The sequence below is a fragment of the Micromonospora sp. DT231 genome, from assembly GCF_049847025.1.
In the GTDB taxonomy this organism is placed as follows: Bacteria; Actinomycetota; Actinomycetes; order Mycobacteriales; family Micromonosporaceae; genus Micromonospora.
The window spans coordinates 536,540-560,288 of sequence record NZ_JBNCNO010000003.1 but is presented as its reverse complement, the minus strand read 5'-3'; the positions used below and the strand labels follow the sequence as shown (position 1 = coordinate 560,288).

General features: G+C 68.9%; 18 protein-coding genes. 15 read left to right on the top strand and 3 right to left on the bottom strand.

Annotated elements, in window-relative coordinates; genetic code table 11:
- Nucleotides 1-228: 228 nt before the first annotated feature.
- Nucleotides 229-4,464, top strand: coding sequence for an NACHT domain-containing protein (locus tag ACPXBU_RS10750; protein WP_425757927.1), 4,236 nt, complete (start codon nucleotides 229-231; stop codon nucleotides 4,462-4,464).
- 471 nt (nucleotides 4,465-4,935) lie between these two features.
- A complete protein-coding gene (locus ACPXBU_RS10745) occupies nucleotides 4,936-5,490 on the top strand; it encodes a DNA-binding response regulator (protein WP_425757926.1) in 555 nt (184 codons plus the stop codon).
- 274 nt (nucleotides 5,491-5,764) lie between these two features.
- On the opposite strand, the gene ACPXBU_RS10740 is transcribed toward ACPXBU_RS10745, so the two are convergent.
- The gene (locus tag ACPXBU_RS10740) at nucleotides 5,765-7,171 is read right to left on the bottom strand and encodes a cation:dicarboxylate symporter family transporter (protein ID WP_425757925.1); all 1,407 of its coding nucleotides are present in this window, start codon (nucleotides 7,169-7,171) and stop codon (nucleotides 5,765-5,767) included.
- A gap of 99 nt (nucleotides 7,172-7,270) precedes the next feature.
- Between ACPXBU_RS10740 and ACPXBU_RS10735 the strand changes: the two genes are divergently transcribed.
- From ACPXBU_RS10735 to abc-f, 5 genes are all read left to right on the top strand, one after another.
- Nucleotides 7,271-8,857 (top strand): ATP-binding protein, encoded by a 1,587-nt coding sequence (locus ACPXBU_RS10735; protein ID WP_425757924.1) that lies wholly within the window; start codon nucleotides 7,271-7,273, stop codon nucleotides 8,855-8,857.
- Entirely contained in the window at nucleotides 8,854-9,549 is a 696-nt protein-coding gene (locus ACPXBU_RS10730; protein WP_425757923.1) for a response regulator, read from the top strand. Before ACPXBU_RS10735 ends, ACPXBU_RS10730 begins: the two co-directional genes overlap by 4 nt.
- 98 nt (nucleotides 9,550-9,647) lie before the next feature.
- Nucleotides 9,648-9,848, top strand: a complete 201-nt coding sequence (locus tag ACPXBU_RS10725) for a hypothetical protein (RefSeq protein WP_425757922.1) — start codon at nucleotides 9,648-9,650, stop codon at nucleotides 9,846-9,848.
- Nucleotides 9,845-10,249 (top strand): type II toxin-antitoxin system VapC family toxin, encoded by a 405-nt coding sequence (locus tag ACPXBU_RS10720; RefSeq protein ID WP_425757921.1) that lies wholly within the window; start codon nucleotides 9,845-9,847, stop codon nucleotides 10,247-10,249. Before ACPXBU_RS10725 ends, ACPXBU_RS10720 begins: the two co-directional genes overlap by 4 nt.
- A gap of 287 nt (nucleotides 10,250-10,536) precedes the next feature.
- The gene (gene abc-f, locus ACPXBU_RS10715; protein WP_393367731.1) at nucleotides 10,537-12,174 is read left to right on the top strand and encodes a ribosomal protection-like ABC-F family protein; all 1,638 of its coding nucleotides are present in this window, start codon (nucleotides 10,537-10,539) and stop codon (nucleotides 12,172-12,174) included.
- Between the two features lie 44 nt (nucleotides 12,175-12,218).
- Here the strand turns inward: abc-f and dnaE are convergent, their stop codons facing one another.
- Nucleotides 12,219-15,749, bottom strand: a complete 3,531-nt coding sequence (gene dnaE / locus ACPXBU_RS10710; RefSeq protein ID WP_425757920.1) for a DNA polymerase III subunit alpha — start codon at nucleotides 15,747-15,749, stop codon at nucleotides 12,219-12,221.
- A gap of 179 nt (nucleotides 15,750-15,928) precedes the next feature.
- Here dnaE and ACPXBU_RS10705 point away from each other — a divergent pair, with 179 nt between their 5' ends.
- The 3 genes from ACPXBU_RS10705 (at nucleotide 15,929) to ACPXBU_RS10695 (ending at nucleotide 17,788) form a co-directional block, all read left to right on the top strand.
- Complete coding sequence (locus ACPXBU_RS10705) at nucleotides 15,929-16,549, top strand: L-threonylcarbamoyladenylate synthase (RefSeq protein ID WP_425757919.1); 621 nt, start codon at nucleotides 15,929-15,931, stop codon at nucleotides 16,547-16,549.
- A 98-nt stretch (nucleotides 16,550-16,647) separates the two neighbouring features.
- Nucleotides 16,648-17,184, top strand: a complete 537-nt coding sequence (locus ACPXBU_RS10700) for an RNA polymerase sigma factor (protein ID WP_425757918.1) — start codon at nucleotides 16,648-16,650, stop codon at nucleotides 17,182-17,184.
- A gap of 37 nt (nucleotides 17,185-17,221) precedes the next feature.
- On the top strand, nucleotides 17,222-17,788 hold the full coding sequence (locus ACPXBU_RS10695; protein ID WP_425757917.1) for a hypothetical protein: 567 nt from the start codon (nucleotides 17,222-17,224) through the stop codon (nucleotides 17,786-17,788).
- A gap of 5 nt (nucleotides 17,789-17,793) precedes the next feature.
- Here the strand turns inward: ACPXBU_RS10695 and ACPXBU_RS10690 are convergent, their stop codons facing one another.
- A complete protein-coding gene (locus tag ACPXBU_RS10690; protein ID WP_425757916.1) occupies nucleotides 17,794-19,338 on the bottom strand; it encodes a protein kinase domain-containing protein in 1,545 nt (514 codons plus the stop codon).
- A 120-nt stretch (nucleotides 19,339-19,458) separates the two neighbouring features.
- On the opposite strand from ACPXBU_RS10690, the gene ACPXBU_RS10685 reads away from it, so the two are divergent.
- The 5 genes from ACPXBU_RS10685 (at nucleotide 19,459) to ACPXBU_RS10665 (ending at nucleotide 23,699) form a co-directional block, all read left to right on the top strand.
- The gene (locus ACPXBU_RS10685) at nucleotides 19,459-20,058 is read left to right on the top strand and encodes a hypothetical protein (protein WP_425757915.1); all 600 of its coding nucleotides are present in this window, start codon (nucleotides 19,459-19,461) and stop codon (nucleotides 20,056-20,058) included.
- A 128-nt stretch (nucleotides 20,059-20,186) separates the two neighbouring features.
- A complete protein-coding gene (locus tag ACPXBU_RS10680; protein ID WP_425757914.1) occupies nucleotides 20,187-20,528 on the top strand; it encodes a PadR family transcriptional regulator in 342 nt (113 codons plus the stop codon).
- Nucleotides 20,525-21,472: a permease prefix domain 1-containing protein gene (locus tag ACPXBU_RS10675; protein ID WP_425757913.1), complete on the top strand. Its 948-nt coding sequence runs from the start codon at nucleotides 20,525-20,527 to the stop codon at nucleotides 21,470-21,472. The genes ACPXBU_RS10680 and ACPXBU_RS10675 overlap by 4 nt, the downstream gene beginning before the upstream one ends.
- 122 nt (nucleotides 21,473-21,594) lie before the next feature.
- Nucleotides 21,595-22,983, top strand: coding sequence for a sensor histidine kinase (locus ACPXBU_RS10670; RefSeq protein WP_425757912.1), 1,389 nt, complete (start codon nucleotides 21,595-21,597; stop codon nucleotides 22,981-22,983).
- On the top strand, nucleotides 22,980-23,699 hold the full coding sequence (locus ACPXBU_RS10665) for a response regulator (RefSeq protein ID WP_393367714.1): 720 nt from the start codon (nucleotides 22,980-22,982) through the stop codon (nucleotides 23,697-23,699). The genes ACPXBU_RS10670 and ACPXBU_RS10665 overlap by 4 nt, the downstream gene beginning before the upstream one ends.
- Nucleotides 23,700-23,749 lie beyond the last annotated feature (50 nt).

Sequence of the window (23,749 nt, the reverse complement as noted above, 5' to 3'; positions counted from 1 at the left end):
CAGCTCAAACTGATGTGGGCGCCGGCCGTCCTCTCCTCCAACTCAGGCGCGGCGCAAGCCCGATCGATCGGCCGGTCGTCTTGCATCAAGCCACCGAACGCCCCTGCGATACGTCTGTCTGGGCAGGAGGTGATGACAGATAACCTCCTTCACTATCTGCGCTACCTCTTGTACGCTCCGTAGCTGACCGAAGGTCTGTCCCTACGTCGTGCGGGAAAGGCGGACGACGTGCCGGATCAACTCGCCGAATTTCTGGACCCCATCGTAGCGAACGCATTGCGAAAATGGGCTCAGGGCAAGGGTGGGACCATCCAACTGCCGAGTCAACGGTGGCAGTCATCGGGCCACACCGGAGCAGTTCTGACGGCAATCTTCCTCGAGTTGCCCAAGGGCCGTGGCGAACGAGCTGTGCGCAAGCAGATTGTCAAGGTGCTTCCCGCCGGGATGGAGCTAGAAGCGGGTCGTCATGAAGCTGCATGGCAGAGCAACACCCCCTTCGCCAAGAAGCACTTTGTCAGCCAGGCATACTCGTACTACCCCGTCGGCGACGGACGCTATCTCATGTTTCAGGAGATTGCCGGAGACTTAGTCGATTACCAACCGCTCGCAACCCTACCTCCGGAAGACCGGCCAGATGTCTGCGCAGCCGCGGCCCAGCTGGTGCTTGCCTCGTGGAATGGTGAAGACTGGCCCATGCGCCCTCCGATATCGCGTGCCATCGTCGCTGACTACCTGCGGTGGGAATTGCGGACACCCATCGGAGAAATCGAGGATTGGGCAGCCAATTGCGGTTTGGCTGCGCCCCGACAGGAATGGATCGACAGCTACGGAGAGAGGCTCCCGAATCCGATCGGGATGGTATTGACCGGCCTGTCGACCCGACGCGTCGTCGTGGACTACGTTTGGGGATTGAGTCACGGCGATTTTCACCAGGGAAACATCCTAACGCCTCACGTCAAGCCATCGCAAGGTGGGTCGGCTGGGCCACGGAATAGCGACGAAATTCGCATCGTCGATTTAGCCGGCTTTGATCCGGCTGCACCGTTGACACGAGACCTGGTAGCGCTGTCGTTGTCAATCGCCGCCTCCGAGTTTCCTGCGGCGAACCGAGACGGCCAGGCTGAAGTTCTGCTGCGCACACTGCTGGACGGTGGCACGAAGAACAGTCAGCCGACAAGCCGCGTCACCGCCGCACTCGATGCAGTGTTGAACACGACGAGCATCGTTCCCGGTTCTTTACGCGGGGAGTGGCAGGCCCAGTATCTGTTGTCGCTTCTGGCCGGGGCACTAGCCCACACAACCTACGAAAATGTGGGTGCGTCGGGGCAAAGATGGTTCTTCGAGGTCGCGGCCCGGGCTGCAGCGGAATTCGTACAGCTAGCCCAACGCACGGCGATGATTCCGCCTGAGCCAGAATCTGCGGAGCAACCGGACCAGATCCTGATCGCTATCGTATTCAGCAGCCGCGACTTAGAGGCGGCAGTACGACTGCGGGATCTCCTGATCGCTTACGCCAGCGAAGTCATGCCGTGGACGGTATATCTCATGCGGCATAGAGAGGACAACGGAGCCTCGTCGCAAATTCAGCTTCGTTGCCCCGACGTTCTTATGCATCTCCTCACCTTTGACGGCGTCGTGGACGTCAGGTGCCAGCGCGAGGTCACTACTGCCATCAGCGGACGGGTTCCGGTGATCGCAGTTAGGACCGACGCCAGAGTCACGCCGATGGATTATCAGCAGCACGCCTCCTTGATCGATCTGTCACTAGAGGATGAGGACGGCTTTCCCGAGCTCACCCGTCGGGTTGCCGAATTTGCATCATCGGAGGTAGTCAAGCGGCGGATCGAGGCCGACCTAAAGCAGGCTTCGGAGGAGGAGAAACGGGCGGAGGGAGCACAGCGGCGCCGACTCGAATTCTTCAACCGGGAGCTACGCGTGAGGCTGGAGGATGAGCGGCGCCGGGCTGGCCCAGTGCCGAGCGCCGGCAGGCCTGCGCCACAGGACCTCGCAAGAACGACTCTCTCAGCACGGTCGGTAAGACTGATCAACGAAGCTCCCAACGTCCCGGCCGCCAAGTTTCACGACCGAGTCACCGAGATGCACCAGGTAGAGGAAGCAATTTCGGACGTGGCGGTGCGGCTGATTGTCGTCTCTGGAGCCGTGGGTGCCGGCAAGACGGCCTTCGCAGCGGAACTAAGGCGCAGACTGGCGTTCGGTAAGGCTACCGCAGTGGCAAACGCCGTGGTTTATCTCTCGGCGGATGGATACAGGCCAATCACCGTAGCCACCGTCCTTGCGGATTTAATTCGTTGCGTGCAGAGCGATTACGAGCGGCGGCAACTGGACCTCCGGCTCACAGACCCGGTTGAGTGGCCCGAGAAGCTGACCGAAGTGCTGACAGCTCTTGGTCAGACTAGGGTGGTCGTCATTCTCGACGCGGCAGAACATCTGCTGAATCGCGACGGCGATTTCCGTGATCAGGACTTACATCGGTTGCTGCGTCGCCTCATATCGCTTTCCCGCCACGTGACAACACTAGTCGTCACAACGGCGGAGGCGCCACCACGGCAATTGCGGGGAGAGTCGGACCCACCCGTCCGTTCCGTAACCCTCAATCGCGGGCTGCCCTTCGACGACGCAATGAATTTCCTCATCGCTCTGGACCGCACCGCCGCGCTCGGGGTGACTGAGATGTCGTACGGTGATCGGCATCGTTTGCAGGCGCTTAGTCTCGGACACCCCCGCACCCTTGAACTCTTCGTAGGCGTTCTCCACCAAGAACCCGCTAGGACGGCAGCGAATCTCCTGGACGAACTTGAGACGGTCGGAGTGGACAGGGCAGATACGCTGCTTTTTGACCGGATGTTCGCTCGACTGGACAGGACCGAACAGCGAGTGGTTCAGGCCCTTGCAACATATGCACGGCCGGTAACGCCAGAGGCCGTGGACCATTTGCTTCTGCCGTTCGTGCCCGGAGTCAGCAGCGATCCCGTTCTCCGCGGTTTGCATGATCGGAGGATTGTCCGGCACGACCGCAGCCATTATTTTTTGCCGTCCGCCGAGAGCCAACGGGTCCTTGATGGCATACCGTTCGGTGAACTCGATGATCACACGCATCGCCAACCGCCGTTTACACGACTCTCCTTGTGGAGACGCGGGGCATCATTCTTCGAACGACAACGGCCAGACACTATTGCGGATCTCCACGATTTACGATCGACGTTCAGTGAGATCGATTTGCGTATCCGGGCCTGGGACTACTACCACGCTTTGTTTCTCATGAAGAGCCTTGATGACCGGTACCTTCGCGCGTGGGGGCAGAGCGACGCCCTCGTGGAATGGCGGCGTGATATTCGGGGTCTGCTCCGGGACCCCGAGTGGGAGGCGCATAACCGCACCTACCTCGTTGCGGCGTTGCAGCAGCGGGAGGACACCGATGACGCACTGAGGGAGTTGCGCGCGGCGCGCGGCGACCTGCCCTGGTATCGTTCACCGAGGAATCGAATCAGTCTCAGCATCGAGATGGCGAAAGTACGCTTCGACTCAGGCGATGTCACTGGCGCGGCCAAGCTCTTCCGGCGTTACCTACTGTTGTGCCGGTTCTTTAGCGGGATGCAGTACGAACGCATGGCTGCGCGAATGAATCTCGGAATCTGCGAGGCCAAGACCGGCAGATTCCCCCAAGCCTTCCGGCATTTTACCGCAGCCCTAGACAACGCGAACGGGCTTTCGGACGCCGAGAGGAGCGGTTCGGTTCCGATGCTTCTCGCAAGTCATGCGTGGGCTTTAGGGCAGATCGACGACATAAGCCGAGCCTTGGATCTACTACAGAAAGCCTGGTCCGAGGCCTCTGCCGCGATGAATGAAATTGGCGTCGGCCTTTCCCGAAATGGTGAGGCCGCCGTCCTCATCGACTCGGGCAGGGCTGAGGACGCTGTCGTGCCGGCGGAAGAGGCTGCGAGGATCGCCGCACGGACGAGAGACCCCGGCCTTACTCGCCAGGCCAACCTCAACTTGGGCCTAGCCCAGCTGTGCCTTGGCCGACTCGACGAGGCCTTTGCAACTGCCGAGGTCAGCGCTCGCCTGGACCGAGGGCCGCGAGCGATCGGAGCATGCGGTCTGCTCGGTATAGCCGCCTTCAGGTTGGCGAAGCCCGAGAAGGCGCGCAACGCTTTCTTGACAGCACATCGAGTGGCAGGCGAACAAGTCAAACGCGAGGAACGTGACTACCAGGCGTGGGACGCCTTAGGGCTCGCTTGCCTTGGAATGGCAATAATTGATTTCGAACAACGTGGATACTTTTTGAAAGAGGCCGGCAACGCCTTCGCGACAGCTCGAAATATCACCGCTGCAACTGGCGCCATAAAACGGAACCTTGTTCTGCTCGATTGCTTCGGAAGCGACCTTGAGTTTATTTCGATGATGCGCAGGGTCGCCAGCGGCGAACCTTCGCCATTTGGGTAATCAGTTGATCCGCGTCACGGATGACGCTTTCACGTTGCTGCGCATCCCGTCGGTCCACTGAACCTGGATCCTGTAGACGCCGGCGGGATTTACCCCCACCACCACACCGGTTTCGGCCTGCCCTGGCCTCGGTTCAAGCCGCCGAACCTGATCACCTGGCCGCAGTCGTCCGGAGTTCCTTCTCCGGGGCAACCTGCCGAAGATGCTAGACAGGCGAAAATTTTCATTGACCAATGCCGTCACTCCTCGCTGCCAACGAACACGCGGAATGCGCGGAATGCCTACGTGTCAAAGTTACGGTTTGGACCCTGGTCACGTCCATGACGTGATACCTGGCAGTAGTCTGCGATTGGTGGCGGTACCCTGTCGCGGTCGTGCCGTCGGAGCAGGTTGGAGAATCGTCTCGTGGAGACGTCGCGTACGTCGGCACGGATCGCTGTTTCCGATCCGCTTCCAATGTTCCATCGGGGTGTGGCCGAGGTGATGGGAGCCGCCGGCTACGACGTCGAATCGCCCGAGGATCTACTGGCCTGGAGCGCTACCGCCACTGGCCCACACATCGTCCTGCTGACGCTGTTGCAACCAGCAGACTGGGCACTTTTGGCCGCGCTACGAGACCGCCGTCCGACGGCGACTCTGATCGCAGTGATCGAGGACGGAGACTTAGCGCTGTCCGCTAGAGCGTTAGGTTCTGGGGCAGTCGGGGTCGTGGCGCGAGAGGCGGACGCCGATACTGTCCAGTTGGTACTGACTGCAGCGGCATCCGGCCGCAGCGTTGTGCCAATCGACGTCATCAGAGTAATGACCTCGGTAGAATCGCCTCTGGGTGGAGCGCCCATAGCGTCGGAGATAGAAATCTCCTGGATACGCCAACTAACAAAGGGGTCGACTGTCGCTCGACTGGCAGAGCATGCCGGATATTCGGAACGAATGATGTTCCGGCTGCTTCGCGGCCTTTACCAGCGTTGGGGTGTCGCCAATCGGACCGAAGCGATGATTCTCGCGCGGGACAACGGCTGGTTGTAAGCAAATTTTCAGCCACTGACCGAAGGCCAACTCCGGCAGGGATCCATCCCGAACCCCTTCGTGGCGCGGGACGGCGCATGACCACTCGCCACCGCCGCCAAACACGACCGACCGGCTCGCCGCCCGGAACCCACATGCCTCAGCTGCAGCCTTGACCGGCGTCGCCGATGGTGATCGACACGAGATCAAGGATGTCGGGGTGTCCTACACGCTCGGATACCCCGACATCGCTGACCTCGTGTCGATCATCGCCGTGGACCACTAGGCGGGACGGTCAGGCCGGGACGCCGGCCGTCGCCGACGTCTGCTCGTCGGGCCGCGGAGCGTCCGCGTCGCCCTCGTCCGCGCCGCCGTCGTCGTCGTGCTCGTCCAGCATCGTCGCCTCGTCGAAGGGGTCGTCGCCGCGCAGCACGCCGACGGCTCGCTCCCGGTCGAACTCGCCTGTCCAGGTGCCCACCAGCACGGTCGCCACCGCGTTGCCCGCGAAGTTGGTAAGCGCCCGTGCCTCCGACATGAACCTGTCGATGCCGACGATCAGGCCGACCCCGTCAACGAGGTCGGGTCGGTGCGACTGGAGACCACCGGCAAGCGTCGCGATGCCCGCGCCGGTCACGCCCGCCGCGCCCTTCGACGCGATGATCATGAACAGCAGCAGCGAGATCTGCTCGCCGATGGAGAGCGGGTTGCCCAGCGCGTCGGCGATGAACAGCGACGCCATGGTCAGGTAGATCGCCGTGCCGTCCAGGTTGAACGAGTATCCGGTCGGCACCGTGATGCCGACGACCGGCTTGCTCACGCCGAAGTGTTCCATCTTGGCGATGAGCCGGGGCAGCGCCGACTCCGACGAGGAGGTCGACAGGATCAGCAGGAACTCCCGGCCGAGGTAGCGCAGCAGCGAGAAGATCGAGATCCGGGCCACGAACCAGAGCAGCGCGCCCAGGAACACCAGCACGAAGATCAGGCAGGTCGCGTAGAAGCCCAGCATGATCTGGGCGAGGCTCTTGAGGGCGTCCACGCCTGTCGCGCCGACCACTGCGGCCATGGCACCGAACGCGCCGACCGGCGCCAGCCACATGATCATGGCGAGGACCTTGAAGACGACCCGCTGGATGACGGCGATCGCGCCGAGCACCGGTTCACCGCGCCGGCCCATCGCCTGGACTGCGAAACCGACGAGCAGGGCCACCAGCAGCGTCTGGAGCACCTCCCCCTCGGTGAGCGCGGAGAGCATCGTGGTCGGGATGATCCCGAGCAGGAACTCCGTCGTACCGGCGGCCTCGTCGCCGGCGGCGGCCTTGCCCGCGCCCGCGAGGTCAGCGCCCAGGTTGAGGCCGGAGCCGGGGTGGATGAGGTTGCCGACGACCAGGCCGATGGCGAGCGCGACCGTCGACATGGTGAGGAAGTAGCCCAGCGCGAGGCCGCCGACCTTGCCGACCTTCGCGGCCTGCCGGACGGAGCCGACGCCGAGCACGATCGTGCAGAAGATGACCGGGCTGATCATCATCTTGATCAGGTTGACGAAGCCGGTGCCGATCGGCTTGAGTTCCTTGCCGAAATCGGGGGCGACCAGGCCAACCACGATGCCGGCGAGCACGGCCACGATGACGGCGAGATACAGGTAACGGGTACGGTCCCGGCGGACCGCCGGTGCCGGTGTGGTGGCGGATGCGGTGGTGTCCATGTCGACAATGTGAACCGTGTCTCACCCGTTGACAGCCTTGCGGTCATTCTGTTCACCGCGAACCCGAGACGGCGGCGGCGCGACGAGGAGGTGGTGACGGTGGCCCGACGGCAGTGGAGCATCGCGGGGCAACTCTTCGCCCTCCAGGCGATGGTGGTGACGCTGCTCGTGCTGGCCGGCGCGGCGGGCGCCGTCTGGCTGGCCCGCGTCGACTCCCACCAGGCCGCGCAGGAGGAGGTGCTCGCGGTGGCGCAGACCGTGGCCAACTCCCCCGACGTCCGCGCGGCCCTCACGACCGCCGACCCGGCGAGCGTCCTCCAGCCGTACGCCGAATCGACCCGGAAGGCGACGGACACCGACTTCGTGGTGGTGATGGCCCCCGACCGCACCCGTTTCTCGCACCCCACCCGAAGGCTGATCGGCGAGCCGTTCGTCGGTGACATCGGGCCCGCCCTGGCGGGCCGCCCGTTCACCACCACGAACGTCGGGACGCTTGGCGAGTCGGTGCGCGCGGTGGTCCCGGTGTACGACGAGCAGAGGCGCATCGTCGGCCTGGTCTCGGTGGGCATCACCACCCGCGCCATCAACCGTAAGCTGCTGCGCCAGCTTCCCGTGCTGCTGGGCGTCGCCGCGCCGGCTCTCGCGCTCGCCGCGACCGGCTCCTGGCTGCTCAGCCGCCGACTGCGCCGCCAGACCCACGGCCTGGGGCCGGCGCAGATGACCCGGATGTACGAGTACTACGACGCGGTTCTGCACTCCGTACGCGAGGGTCTCGTCGTGCTGACCACCGACCGGCGGGTCGCGTTGATCAACGACGAGGGTCGCCGGTTGGTGGGGCTCGACGTGGACGCGCCGGTGATCGACCAGCCGGTCGCCGGGATCGACCTGCCGCCCGCGGTGGCCGACCTGCTCGGCTCCGGGCGCGACGCCCTCGACGAGCCCGTCCTCGCCGGTGACCGGGTGCTTGTCGCCAACCAGCGGACCACCCGCTTCGAAGGCGCGGTGCTCGGCACCGTGTTGACCCTGCGCGACCAGACCGAGCTGCGCACCCTGGCCAGCGAGCTGGACTCGGTCCGCGCGCTGACCGAGGCGTTGCAGGCGCAGACCCACGAGTCGGCCAACCGGCTGCACACCGTGCTGACGCTTGTGGAGCTGGGCCGCGCCGACGAGGCCGTACGACTCGGCACCCGGGACCTGGCCCTCGCCCAGCAATTGACCGACCGGGTCGTCGGCGCGGTGACCGAGCCGGCGATGGCGGCACTGCTGCTCGGCAAGTCGGCACAGGCCGCCGAGCGCGGGGTCGACCTGGTCATCGAGCCGGACTGCCGCCTCGACGACAGCCCACTGCCCACAAACGACCTGCTCACCGTCGTCGGCAACCTGGTCGACAACGCCCTGGAGGCGGTCGCCGGCACGCCCCCGCCGCGCACGGTACGGGTCTTCGTCGGCGCCGTCGACGACGAGCTGCTGGTACGGGTGGCCGACAGCGGCCCCGGGCTGGCCGCGGACCGGGTGGCGGACGCTTTCCGGCGCGGCTGGTCCACGAAGAGCACCGGACGGGGGCTCGGTCTGGCGCTGATCGGGCAGGTGGTCCGCCGCCACGGTGGCCGCTACGAGGTGGCCCGCGCGGACGACGGCGGCAGCCTGTTCACGATCTACCTGCCGGTGAGCGGTGCCCCGCGATGACCGACATCCGGGTACTTGTCGTCGAGGACGAGCCGCTGCTGGCCGAGGCGCATTCCGCGTACACCGAACGGGTTCCTGGTTTCGTGGTGGTCGGGGTGGCGCACACCGCGCGGGCGGCGATGGCGGCGCTGCGCGCGGGTGGCGGCGGCGACGTGGACCTCGTACTCCTGGATTTTCGGCTGCCCGACCTGCACGGCCTGGACGTCTGCCGGGCGCTGCGCGCGGCCGGCAGCAGCGTCGACGTGCTCGCGGTGACCAGCGCCCGGGACCTGGCGGTGGTGCGCACCGCGGTGTCCCTCGGGGTGACCCACTACCTGCTCAAACCGTTCACCTTCGCGGCGTTCCGCGACAAGCTGGAACGCTACGCCGACTACCGCGCGCAGGCGCTCGCCGACGGGGAGGTCGCCGCCCAGCACGAGGTGGACCGGATGTTCGCCACCCTGCGCGGCACCGCCGGGCACAGCCTGCCCAAGGGCCTCGACGCGCAGACCCTCAATCGGGTACGCGCCGCGCTCACCGACGGGACCGACCCGCAGGTGGGACTGTCCGCGACCGAGGTGAGCGCGGCGACCGGCATCTCCCGGGTGACCGCCCGCCGCTACCTGGAATACCTGGTGACCGTCGACCGGGCGGTCCGCAGCCCTCGCTACGGCACCCCCGGCCGCCCCGAGGTCGAATACCGGCCCCGGTGAGCGGGGAACAAGTCTGCTGCGACACCGGCCGCGAGGTGCCGCCTACTGACGTCGGAAGTGGAAGAATCGAGGACAACCCGATACGCAGGAGGTGAGCCGTGACGTCGAGCAATGCAGAACGGATGCCCGAGTGGCCGACGGCCGAGCACGTACCGGCCGAGGAGTTGGCCCGTCGTCAGGGCATCCGGCCGGTCGCCTCCGTGGATGACCTGGCCCGTCCGGGCCTGTTCGAGTCGGACGAAGAACTGGACGAGTTCCTCGCCGATCTCTACACCTCTCGGCGGACCGGCGCCGCATGAGCCTTGTCGTTCTGGACACGGACGTCGCGTCAGCAATCCTCCGGGGGCGGCTACCTGAACGTCTGGGTGCCCGCCTGGCCGGTAAGACCCTCTGCATCACCTTCGTGACGCTCGGAGAGCTGACCAAGTGGACCGCCCTGCGCAGCTGGGGACCGCGCAAGCTGGCTGACCTCGCACAATGGCGCACGGGGATCGTTCTGCTTCCATTCGACGAGGCGGTGGCTGTCACTTGGGGGCACCTTCAAGCGCGGGCTCAACACCGGGGGCGCCCCCGACCGACCAACGACTCCTGGATCGCGGCCTGCTGCCTTGTCGACCGGCTGCCACTGGCAACCTTCAACGGCAAAGACTTCGCCGACTTCGCCGAGTACGACGGGCTACGCCTCTTCGACGTGTCCTAGCTTCCGCATCGCCGGGTAAGGTGCCTGATCTTGCGAAGCGGCATGGGGACGGGAACCCGGTGGCGGACGGAAGATCCGTTGTTAGACTCGCTGGGTTGGGTTAGCGGTACGACCAGGGAGACCAGACATGGCGGGTGACGACGACATCTCCGGGTGAGACCGGACATGTTCGGCCACCGGTTCGGCGCGCGTTCGCCTAGCCGCTGTGGCCATGACGTCGTTCCACAGGTCCCCGTTGGTCGTCGGGCGGCTCGTGCGCGCCCACCCCACCCGTTGAGGTCACTCGCATGTCTGATGCGTTCATCGTCTGCTCGAACCTGTCCTTCTCCTGGCCGGACGACACTCCGGTCTTCGCGGAGCTGTCCTTCACCGTCCCCGGCGGTCGCACCGGCCTGGTCGCGCCCAACGGCGCCGGCAAGAGCACCCTGCTGCGACTGATCGCCGGGGAACTCACGCCCAGCGGCGGCAGTGTCACCGTCGACGGCGTGCTCGGCTATCTCCCGCAGACGCTGCCGCTGGTCGGCGACCTGACCGTGGCGCAGGTGCTCGGCGTCGCCGAGCGGATCGCGGCGCTGCACGCCATCGAGGCCGGCGACGCCGCCGAGGCGCACTTCGCCACCATCGGCGACGACTGGGACATCGAGGAGCGCACCCGCTCGGAGTTGGACCGGCTCGGCCTCGGCGAGCTGTCCCTCGACCGGCGGCTGCACACCCTCAGCGGCGGCCAGGTGATCTCCCTCGGCCTGGCGGCGCAACTGCTGCGCCGGCCGGACGTGCTGCTGCTCGACGAACCGACGAACAACCTGGACGTGGAGGCGCGGCACAAGCTCTACGACGTGCTCACCGACTGGTCGGGGTGCCTGCTGCTGGTCAGCCACGACCGGGAGTTGCTGGACCGGATGGACCGCATCGCCGAGCTGGAACGAGGCGAGATCACCTGGTACGGGGGCAACTTCACCGCGTACACCGAGGCGGTGCAGGCGGCGCGGGAGGTGGCCGAGAGCAACCTGCGCAACGCCGAGCAGGAGGTCAAGCGGGAGAAGCGGGAGATGCAGCAGGCCCGGGAGCGGGCCGACCGGCGGGCCAGCAACGCCTCCAAGAACCTCAAGAACGCCGGGCTGCCGAAGATCTTCGCCGGCACCATGAAGCGCAACGCGCAGGAGTCCGCCGGAAAGTCTCACGAGACACACTCCGCCCGGCTCGGTCAGGCCAAGGCCCGCCTCGACGAGGCCGGCCGGGCGGTCCGCGACGAGGACAGCATCACCGTCGACCTGCCGGACACCACGGTCCCGGGCGGGCGCACGGTCTTCTCCGGCCAGGGCATGCGGGCCCGCTTCGACGACCGGGACCTGTTCGGCGGCGACGGCGCCGACCTGGTGATCCGGGGACCCGAGCGGATCGCGCTCACCGGGGCGAACGGCGTCGGCAAGTCGACCCTGCTGCGCCTCGTCAACGGCGACCTCGCGCCGTCCGACGGCGAGATCAAGCGGGCGGACGGGCGGATCGCGTACCTGTCGCAGCGGCTGGACCTGCTCGACCTGGACCGGACGGTGGCGGAGAACTTCGCCGCGTACGCGCCGAGCCTGCCGGACGCGCGGCGGATGAACCTGCTGGCCCGGTTCCTGTTCCGGGGCTCGCGGGTGAACCTGCCCGTCGGGGTGCTCTCCGGCGGTGAGCGGCTGCGCGCCACGCTCGCCTGTGTGCTGTGCGCCGAGCCGGCGCCGCAACTGCTGCTGCTCGACGAGCCGACGAACAACCTGGACCTGGTCAGCGTCGCCCAACTGGAGAGCGCGCTGTCCGCGTACCAGGGGGCGTTTGTCGTGGTCAGCCACGACGAGCGGTTCCTCGCCGAGATCGGCGTGCAGCGCTGGTTGCGGCTGGCCGACGGCCAGTTGCGCGAGATCAGCGCCCCCGACCGGGGCTGAGCCGGAAGGCCCGGCCGGCTTCCGCCGGCCGGGCCGTGGCGCGGTCAGCTCACGTTTGCCGGGCCGAGGACGCTCTTCAGGTCACCCATCAGCGCGGTCGTCGCCGCCACCCGGAACGGGCCCAGCCGCAGGGTGGTGGTGCGCCCACCGTTCTGGAGTTTGACGTGCACCTCGGTGTCGCCGGGGTGCAGCACCAGGGTTTCCTTGAGCTTCTCCACGAGCGGTGGTGTGCACCGGTGCACCGGGATGGTGAGGGTGACCGGCTTGTTCGTGGCGCTGGTGCTGACGTCCGGCATGGACATGTCCATCGCCATGATCCGTGGGGTGTCGTCGCGGCGGTCGACCCGGCCCTTGACCACGACGATGGCGTCCTCGGCGATGTACTGCCCGATCACCTCGTAGGTGTTGGGGAAGAACAGCGTCTCCACCCCACCGGCCAGGTCTTCCAGGGTGGCCGAGGCCCAGGCGCGGCCCTGCTTGGTGACCCGGCGCTGCACCCCGGACAGGATGCCGGCGAGGGTGACGACCGCCCCGTCGGGCACCGCGCCGTCCTCGGCGAGGGAGGCGATCGTGGTGTCGGCCGCCGCGCCGAGGATGTGTTCCAGGCCGAACAGCGGGTGGTCGGAGACGTACAGGCCGAGCATCTCGCGCTCGAACGCCAACTTGTCGCGCTTGTCCCACTCGCTGTCGCCGATGGTCGGCATCACCGTGGTGCTGCCGGTGTCGGCGTCGCCGAAGCCGGCGCCGAAGAGGTCGTACTGGCCGACCGCCTCCTTGCGCTTCACGTCCGCGTACGCGTCGATGGCGTCCGCGTGCACCGCGAGCAGGCCCTTGCGGGGGTGGTCGAGGGAGTCGAACGCGCCGGCCTTGATCAGCGATTCGATCGTCTTCTTGTTGCAGACCACCGCGTCGACCTTGGACAGGAAGTCGTAGAAGTCGGCGTAGTCGCCCTTCTCCTCCCGGCACCGCATGATCGAGGCGACCACGTTCGCGCCGACGTTGCGCACCGCGGCCAGGCCGAAGCGGATGTCCCTGCCGACCGGGGTGAACGGCCCGGCCGAGGTGTTCACGTCCGGTGGCAGCACCTGGATGCGCATCCGGCGGCACTCGGACAGGTAGAGCGCCATCTTGTCCTTGTCGTCGCCGACGGACGTGAGCAGCCCCGCCATGTACTCGGCCGGGTAGTGCGCCTTCAGGTACGCGGTCCAGTAGGAGACCAGTCCGTACGCGGCGGAGTGCGCCTTGTTGAAGGCGTAGCCGGCGAACGGCACCAGGACGTCCCACACCGCCTGGATCGCCTCGTCGGAGTAGCCGCGCTCCCGGCAGCCGTCCCGGAACGGGATGAACTCCTTGTCGAGGATCTCCTTCTTCTTCTTACCCATGGCCCGGCGCAGCAGGTCCGCCTGACCGAGGGTGTAGCCGGCGAGGATCTGCGCGGCGCGCTGCACCTGCTCCTGGTAGACGATCAGGCCGTGGGTCGGCGCCAGGATCTCCCGCAGCGGCTCCTCCAGCTCCGGGTGGATCGGGGTGATCTCCTGGAGGCCGTTCTTGCGCAGCGCGTAGTTGGTGTGCGAGTCGACGCCCATCGGGCCGGGCCGGTACAGCGCCAGGACGGCGGAGATGTCCTCGAAGTTGTCCGGCTTCATCAGCCGCAGCAGCGAGCGCATCGGCCCACCGTCGAGCTGGAACACGCCCAGGGTGTCACCGCGGGCCAGCAGCTCGTACGCGGCCGGGTCGTCCAGCGGCAGGCCCAGCAGGTCGAGCTTGAGCCCGTGGTTGAGCTCGATGTTCTTGACGGCGTCGTCGATGATCGTCAGGTTGCGCAGGCCGAGGAAGTCCATCTTCAGCAGCCCGAGCGACTCGCAGGTCGGGTAGTCGAACTGCGTGATGATCGCCCCGTCGGCGTCGCGGCGCGTCAACGGGATGTGCTCGATGATCGGCTCGGCGGACATGATGACGCCGGCGGCGTGCACACCTGTCTGCCGGATCAGCCCCTCGATGCCCTTGGCCGTGTCGATCACCTTGCGGACGTCCGGGTCGGAGTCGTACAGGCCGCGGATCTCGCCGGCCTCGGCGTAGCGGGGGTGCTTGGTGTCGAAGATGCCGGTGAGCGGGATGTCCTTGCCCATCACGGCCGGCGGCATCGCCTTGGTGATCCGGTCGCCGACCGCGTACGGGAAACCGAGCACCCGGGCGGAGTCCTTGATCGCGGCCTTCGCCTTGATCGTGCCGAAGGTCGCGATCTGGGCGACCTTGTCCTCACCCCACTTGTCGGTAACGTACTTGATCACCTCACCGCGCCGGCGCTCGTCGAAGTCGATGTCGACATCCGGCATCGAGACGCGCTCGGGGTTGAGGAACCGCTCGAAGATCAGGCCGTGCTGGATCGGGTCCAGGTCGGTGATGCCCAGCGCGTACGCGACGAGGGAGCCGGCGGCCGAACCACGACCCGGACCGACCGAGATGCCCTGGCTCTTGGCCCACTGGATGAAGTCGGCGACCACGAGGAAGTACGACGGAAAGCCCATCTGGTTGATGACGCCCAGCTCGTACTCGGCCTGGACGACGTGCCCCTCCGGGATGCCGTTCGGGTAGCGGCGGGCCAGGCCGGCGAACGTCTCCTTGCGGAACCAGGACTCCTCGGTCTCCCCGTCGGGCACCGGGAAACGCGGCATCAGGTTGTGGAACTCGAACATGCCCTTCGGGTCGACCTTCTCGGCCACCAGCAGGGTGTTGCGGCAACCCTCCTGCCACAGCTCCGACGAGTCCACCCCGCGCATCTGGTCGGCGCTCTTGACGAAGTAGCCGCCACCCTCGAACCGGAACCGGTTGGGGTCGTCGATGTTGCTGCCGGTCTGCACGCAGAGCAGCACGTCGTGGGCGGTGGCCTGCGCCTCGTGGGTGTAGTGCGAGTCGTTGGTGACCACCGGCGGGATGTCCAGCTTGCGGGCGATCTCGGTGAGCCCCTCGCGGACCCGGCTCTCGATGGAGAGGCCGTGATCCATGATCTCCAGGAAGTAGTTGTCCTTGCCGAAGATGTCCTGGTAGCTCGCCGCGACCTTGAGCGCCTCGTCGAACTGCCCCAGCCGCAGCCGGGTCTGCACCGCGCCGGACGGGCAGCCGGTGGTGGCCATGATCCCCTCGGCGTGCTCGGCGATCAGCTCCATGTCCATCCGGGGCCACTTGACGTAGTGCCCCTCCATGGACGCCCGCGAGTTGAGGGTGAACAGGTTCTTCAGGCCGCGCGCGTTCTTCGCCCACATGGTCTTGTGGGTGATCGCGCCGTTACCCGAGACGTCGTCGCTCTTCTGCTCCGGCCGACCCCACTTGACCCGCGCCTTGTGGTAGCGCGACTCCGGCGCCACGTACGCCTCGACGCCCAGGATCGGCGTGATCCCGGCGGCCATCGCCTGGTTGTAGAAGTCGTTCGCGCCGTGCATGTTGCCGTGGTCGGTGATCGCCACCGCCGGCATGCCCAACCGGTTGGCCTCGGCGAACAGGTCCTTGAGGCGGGCCGCTCCGTCGAGCATCGAGTATTCGGTGTGCACGTGCAGATGCGCGAACGAATCGGCCATGCCTGGCGCCCCCCGGCGGTGTGGATCTTGGTGGTCGGAGCCGACCGGGACCTACCCTACCGAGGTGATCTCGACGGCTCCACCGTCCGCGCCGACGGCCGTGGCCCTCGTCTCGTCAGCCGGGCAGTCCACCGAGCCCGCGTCTCCGCGGGACGGCAAATGAGCCTAGGCTCATCAGCATGGCGAGGTACTACGACGTGCACCCGGAGAACCCGCAGCCCCGGATCATCGGCCAGGTCGCCGACCTGATCCGCGGCGGTGGGCTGGTCGCCTACCCGACGGACTCCTGCTACGCGCTCGGCGTCCAGCTGGGCAACGCGGACGGGCTGGACCGGATCCGCCAGATCCGCCACCTCGACGACCGGCACCACTTCACGCTCGTCTGCCGGGACTTCGCGCAGCTCGGCCAGTTCGTCCAGATCAGCAACTCGGTCTTCCGCCTGGTCAAGGCGTCCACCCCGGGCAGCTACACCTTCATCCTGCCGGCCACCAAGGAGGTGCCCCGCCGGATGCTGCACCCGAAGAAGCGCACCGTCGGGGTGCGCGTACCCCGACACACAGTCACCCAGGCGCTGCTGGCCGAGCTGGGCGAGCCGCTGGTGTCGAGCACCCTGGTGATGCCCGGCGACGACGAGCCGATGACCCAGGGGTGGGAGATCAAGGAACGGCTCGACCACCAGCTCGACGCGGTGCTCGACGCCGGCGACTGCGGCAAGGAGCCGACGACGGTGATCGACCTGTCCGGCCCGGAACCGGAGATCCTGCGCCGGGGCGCCGGCGACGTGTCCCGCTTCGAGTAGCGCACGGGACGGCGTCGGGTGCCGGACCGAACGGGGGCGCACCGGCGTCACCGGTCGTACGCTCGGGGATCGGCACCGGCGAGCATTGGACACCCGGCATGCCCGACGCGGACGACATCGACGCCCTGGCCCGGTCCGCCGCGCACGGCGACCCGGCGGCGCTGGACGCCCTGCTGCTCGCGGTACGCCCCGAGGTGCTGCGGCTGTGCGCCCGGTTCCTGCCCAACCGGGAGGACGCCGAGGAGGCCTGCCAGGACACCCTGCTGGCGCTGGCCAACGGCATCACCCGGTTCGAGGGGCGCTCCTCGTTCCGCACCTGGCTGCACCGGCTGACCGCCAACCGGGCCCGCTCGACGTACCGCACGCTGCGCCGCCGCTGGCGCGTGGAGGCCGGCGGCGTACCCGTGCCCGAGCAGGCCGACCCGCGACGGACGAGCGTGGTCGCGGGCACCCGCCTCGACCTGCTCGACGCCTTCGACGCCGTCCGCCCCGACCTGGCCGAGGTGGTGGCCCTGCGCGACGTCCTCGGGCTGAGCTACCCCGAGATCGCGGCGCTGCTCGACGTGCCGGTGGGCACGGTGAAGTCCCGGCTGCACCTGGCCCGCCGACAGGTCCGGCAACGACTCGGCAGCTGAGCCAGCCATCGGCGATCGCGACCGGAGAGGGGGCCGCATGATCTCGCTGCGCCGTACCGTCGCCACCGCCGTCACCGCCGTCGCGGCGACCGTGGCGGTCACCGCCTGCGGCACCGACGCGGTCTCGCCGTTGCCCGCCCAGCCCCGCGGTCCGTCCTCGCCAGCGGCGTCGGTGTCGGTGTCGGCGGGCACGACGACGCCGACGACGCCGGTGGCAACCGGCCGCACCGGGTCGCCCACCCGGCCGCCGTCGAGCGCCGGGCGGCCCGTGCCGCCGCCGCCCATCCCGACCAGGACAAGGGGTACGCCCCGCACGACTCCCCCGCCGACCGACGTGACGCCCGCCTGCCAGGGTGCGGTCCGCTACGACCTGCCGCTCGCCGAGACCGAGATCGAGTTGCTGAAATCGCTCTGCTTCGCCACCGGTGCGGTGCTGCGGATCCAGGGCATCGGGCCGGGCCTCGTCACCGTGGACCACCCCGAGCTGGTCTCCCAGCAGTACGAGGCGGGCGTGGTGGACATCCGCTTCGTGCGACCCGGCACGGTCGCCGTGACGATCCCCCAGGAGGGCCGGGAGCACACCATCACCGTGGTGGTCCGCTAGCGCGCCTACCGCAGGCGTACGCCGGCGAGCAGGGTGTCCACGAAGTCGGGTCCGCTCTCCGCCGGCGGGGCGATCTGCACGTACACCAGGGCGGGTCGACCGGGGTGCAGGGCGGCCGACTCGACGATCTGCGGCCGACCCCGGTCGCAGCGGTACGCCACCACGGTCCACTCGACGCCGGCCTGCCGGGTGGCACGGGCCGGCGCTTGCGTGCAGTCGTCGTGCGTCCGCTCGGCCAGGAACCCGGCGGGTGTGGCGCGGGCCGCCGTGCTGGCGGAGAGGCCCACGAACGCGCCGGGCAGCCGGGGATCGGCGGCCCAGCGGCGGGGCTGCGGCGACATCACCAGCGCCGGTTCTGGTTCGCCGTCGGCACCGTACTGACCGGCCCAGGTCGCACCCGCGGCGGACCAGCCGGGCGGCACCGTCACGGTCAGCGGCCCGGTCGTGTACGTGCCGCCGACCGGGCGATCCGGCCCGACGCCACCCGGCTCGGCGGCCACCAGGCCCAGGACGGCGGTGGCCACGACGGCGGCCCCGGCCAGCCGCGACCGGTAGGAGCGGTGGCCCCGCGGCCGGGGTGCCGGCGGCTGCCGCACGGGACCCACCGCGGCAGGTCGTCCCACCGGGCCGCTCGCGCGGGCCGGCGCGGCAGGTCGTCCCACCGGGCCGCTCGCGCGCGCCAACGCGGCGTGCAGGGCCGCGGCGTCGGGATAGCGGTCGGCCGGGTGGTGGGCGGTGGCCTGGGCGAGCACCGCCGCGACCGCCGGCGGCACGTCCTCCCGCAGTCGCATCTCCGGAGCGTGCCGCGGCGGGTCGGGTCCGGCCGCAACACGCGGTGGGTCCGGCCTGGCCGCAGCACGCGGCGGGTCGGGCCTGGCCGCAACACGCGGTCGGTCGGTTCCGGCGGCGGCACTCGGCGGGTCGGTGCCCAGGAGCCGGATGCCGAGTCGGCCGAGCCCGTACACGTCGGCGCGGGTGTCGACCACCGCGCCCGGGTCGTCCTGTTCGGGGGCCATGTAGCCGGGGGTGCCGGCGCGGGCGGTGAGGCCGGAGGCGGCGGCGAGCGCCTTGGCCAGGCCGAGGTCGGCGATCAGCACCCGTTCGGCGTCGGCGGGGTCGGCGGAGCGGAACAGGATGTTTCCCGGGGTGAGATCGCGGTGCACGACGCCGTGCCGGTGCAGCACGGCGACTCCGGCGCAGATCTCGCCGAGCAGCCGCAACGCGGCAGGCGTGGGGATCTCACCGGCGGCCAGGCGGTCCCGCAGGCTCCCGCCGTCGGCCCAGGCCAGGACGGCGTACGGCCGACCGTCGGGCAACTCACCGAGAGCGTGCACCCGGATCAGCCGCTCGTGCTCCAGCCTGCGCAGCAACCGGGCCTCGTCCAGGAACCGTTCCCGGACCCGCAGGTCGTGGCTCCAGTTCTCGGCCAGCACCTTGATCGCCACGTGCCCGTGGAGCAGCGGATCGTAGCCCAGCCAGACGGTCGCGAACGAGCCGACGCCGAGCAGTCGCTCGACGGCGTACGGGCCGATCCGCTGCGGAGCCGTCACCGCGTCACCCCCGGCCGGCGTTTCTCTGGAGAGTAGACCGGGTCGGTCGCGAACCCGACGAACCGTTGGCCCCGGCGCGGTGACTAACAGGGCAGGAGACCCATCACCGAAGGAGCCCTCATGAACCGTCCCACGATCCTGCTCACCAGCGCCGCGTTGGCGTTCGGCACGCTCGTCGGCGTGACCGCCGCCGGCCCGGCGGCGGCAGCGCCCCGCACCGGCGGCACCGCACCCGCCTCGGCGCGCGGCCCGCTCGCCGCCGCTGTCGAGCACAGCCACCCGCAGGTGCTCAGCGTCGCCGGCGCCGGTGTGTACCGGATCGGCGCCAGCCTGAGCACGCTCACCGCGAACGGTCACATCGACTGGACCGCGCCGAGTTGCGGCGGGGTCGTGCACGCCGGCTCGACCGGTTCCTGGGCCGGCGTGTTCGTGCTGGCCTTCCGCGACGGCCGGCTGGTGGAGGTGGGTACGGCCACCGCCCCGCCGCGGTCCCCCGCCGGGGCGGCGGTCGGCATGTCCTTCGCCGAGTTGGAGGAGATCTACGGCCGGCGGGGTTCGTTGATCCGCAACGACGCGGGGGACGCCGAGGCGTACCTCGTGCGGGTGGGCTCGCGGGTGGAGTTGTTCACCGGGCACCCGATCCGGCCGGGCGTGGGCTACTTCCAGGTCGGTCCGGCCAGCTTCGTCGAGCGGAACTTCCGGCAGGGTCCGGCCTGCTGAGCAGCGTCACCGTCGGGGCGTCCGGTTCGTCGCCGGGCGCCCCGCGTGCTGCCCGGCGCACGGGTCTGCGACCGACACGATGATGTCTCGCTAGACAACACTGTGTGACACACAGTATGGTGTGACACATGGTTAGCGAGGACGTTCTACGGACGCACCTACAGGAGTTGCGTCGAGGCACCGTCGTGGTGGCCAGCCTGGTCGCGCTGCGCCGACCGGACTACGGCTACGCACTGCTGCAACGGCTTACCGACCACGGCTTCCCGGTCGACGCCAACACGCTCTACCCGCTGCTGCGCCGCCTGGAGGACCAGGGGCTGCTGACCAGCGAGTGGAACACCGCGGAGAGCCGACCGCGCAAGTTCTACCGGACCAGCGACGAGGGCGAGTCGATGCTGAGCCGGATGCTCGACGACCTCGCCGCCGTGCAGGCCTCCATCACCGGGCTGATCCAAGGAGTGGACCGATGAACACCCTGACCAACCGCTACCTCGCCGCCACCCTGCGCTCGGTGCCCGCCCAGCGCCGAGACGAGATCGCCACCGAGCTGCGGGCCTCCATCGACGACATGATCGAGGGCCGCACCGACGGCGGCGCGGACCCCGTGACCGCCGAGCGGGAGGTGCTCACCGAGCTGGGCAACCCGGACGTGCTGGCCGCCCGGTACGCCGACCGCCAACTACAGCTCATCGGCCCGACCTACTACCTGCTCTGGCTGCGGCTGTTGAAGCTGCTGCTCAGCTTCATCCCGGCGCTCGCCGGCACCGTCGTCACCGTCGTCGAAGCCGCCGAGGGCAAGGGCTTCGGGGCCATCGGACCCGGCCTCGTCGTCGCCCTGCACGTGACAGTGCACATCTGCTTCTGGCTCACCCTGGTCTTCGTCCTCATCGAGCGCTCCCAGTCGGGTGTGGACGTGCCCGAGTGGAACCTCGACGACCTGCCCGACACGCCGGTGCGCCGGGGCATCCCGCTCGCCGACACCATCGCGTCGGTGATCATGTCGGTGGCGACCATCGGGTACGTCTTCCTGCAGCACTTCCAGTCCTGGGTGCCCAGCACCGACGGCGACAACGTTCCGATCCTCGACCCGGACCTGTGGTCGTTCTGGCTGCCGGCGCTGATCGTCGTGCTGGTCGCCAGCGTGATCTTCGAGGTCGTCAAGTACCGGATCGGGCGCTGGACCTGGGCCCTGTTCGGCACCAAGGTCCTGCTCGACCTGGCGTTCACGGTGCCGCTGGTGTGGCTGGCGCTCACCGACCGGCTGCTCAACCCGGCCCTGGGCCTGCGCCTGACCTGGTTGGCCGAGGCGGACAACCGGGAGTCCCTCGGCCTGGCCATCGCGGTGGGCGCGGTCGCGGTCGTGGTCTGGGACCTGGTCGACACCGCGATCAAGACCCGCCGTCAGACGGCGTGACCGACGCCCGACACCGGTGGCCCGGCGCGTACCTCGCGTCGGGCCACCGCCCGTCGGCCCGGTCCGACGGCACCGGTCCGCCCACTCGCCGGCCGTGTCGGGCGGCGTGGCATCGTTCCCGGATGACCGTGGCACCGCGAGACGAATGGCGCCGTCCGGCTCCGACCGCCCGGCAGCGCCGCCACGACCTCTGGATCGGCCTGGGGATGAGCGCGCTGGCGCTGGTCAGCCTCACCCTGGCCCGCAGCACCGGGGCGTTCCTGCTGGGCCCGCCGCCGTCCGGGGCGGAGCAGCTGTTCTGGGCCGTCGCGGTGACGCTGCCGCTGATCTGGCGGCGGCGCTGGCCGGTGGCGATCCTGCTGATCGTCTCGATGGCGTTCATCGCCGCGCAGGCACGATCGGCCCCGGAGACCCAGTGCTCCGCCTGGGCGTTGTTCTGCGCCCTCTACACCGTCGGCGCCTGGGGGCAGGACCGTCGACGGGCCCGCCGGGCGCGGATCGGCGTGATCGCCACGATGTTCACCTGGCTGGGGATCTACTACGCGACGATGATCGACCACATTCCACCCGGGACCTTCGACGACGCGGTCGGGCCGGTGCCACCCGTGCTCGCCGCGATAGTCACCGGCGCCCTGCTCAACGTGCTGGTCTTCGGCTTCGCGTGGTTCTTCGGTGAGACCGCCTGGGTGGCCGCGTGCCGCGAACACGAGCTGCGCACCCAGGCCGAGGACCTGCGTCGGTCGCAGACCGAGTCCCGGGAACGGGCGGTGCTCGGCGAACGGGTCCGGATCGCCCGGGAGCTGCACGACGTGGTCGCCCACCACGTGTCGGTGATGGGAGTGCAGGCGTCCGCCTGCCGCCGGGTGTTCGACCGCGACCCCGGCAAGGCCCGCACCGCGCTCACCGCCATCGAGCAGAGCGCCCGCACCGCCGTCGACGAGCTACGCCGGATGCTGGGCGTGCTGCGGACCACCGGCACCGTCGGCGCCGGGCCGCCGGCCGGCGGCGGCGTCGACCGGATCGGCGAGCTTGTCGAACGGGCTCGGGCCGCGGGCCTGACGGCAACCCTCGGGGTGTACGGCGACCCGGTCGCGCTGCCCGAGTCGGTCTCCCAGGCGGTGTACCGGGTGACGCAGGAGGCGGTGACGAACACCCTGAAGCACGCCGGTGCGGACCTGCTGGACGTGCGGGTCCGCTACCTGGCCCGGGAGGTGGAGGTGGACGTGACCGACAACGGACGAGCCGGCGGCCGGGTCGCCGCCGTCGGGCTGGGCCTGATCGGGATGCGCGAACGGGTCGCCGCACACGACGGCGACCTGGAGGCCGGGCCGCGGGCCGGCGGCGGCTGGCGGGTACGCGCCCGCTTCCCGCTGGCGACGGCCGACCCGCCCGGCGACGCGCGACGGGAACCGCACCACCGGCGGGAGCCGCACGACCAACGGGACCCGCGCCACGAGCCGGAACCGCGCCACGAACGCCAGCCGGCCGTCGACGCGAAGCTCCCGGCATGAGCGCCGCCCCAACCCACGAGACGTCGGATCCGGGTCAGAGGATCCGGGTGCTACTGGCCGACGACCAGCATCTCGTCCGCACCGGCTTCCGGGTCATCCTGGAGGTGGAGGACGACATCGAGGTGGTCGGCGAGGCCGCCGACGGCGAACGAGCCGTCGTCATGACCCGGGCCACCCGCCCCGACGTCGTACTCATGGACGTGGAGATGCCCGGGATGGACGGCCTGGAGGCCACCCGGCAGCTCACCGCCGACGGGCCCGGTGGGCCCGCGGTGCTGATCCTCACGACCTTCGACCGCGACGACTACCTGTTCGCCGCGCTGCGGGCCGGAGCCAGCGGTTTCCTGTTGAAGAACGGCACACCGGAGGAGCTGATCGAGGCGATCCGGGTGCTGGCCAGGGGCGATGGCCTGCTCGCCCCGGAGATCACCCGCCGGGTGATCTCCACGTTCGCCCGTCCCGGAGACCCGGCGGGCACCGCCCACCGGGGGCCGGAGGCGGACGCCGCGCTGGCCGGTCTGACTCCACGGGAACGGGAGGTGCTGGTGCTGCTCGCCGCCGGGTCGAGCAACGCGGAGATCGCCGCGGCCATCCACCTGGGCGAGGCGACCGTGAAGACACACGTCAGTCGGGTGCTGGCCAAACTCGGCCTGCGCGACCGGGTGCAGGCAGTGGTGTTCGCGTACGAGAACGGGGTGGTCCGGCCCGGCGGGTGACCACCATCCGTCGCACGGCGGACCGCCCGCTCACCCATCGGGCGGACGGC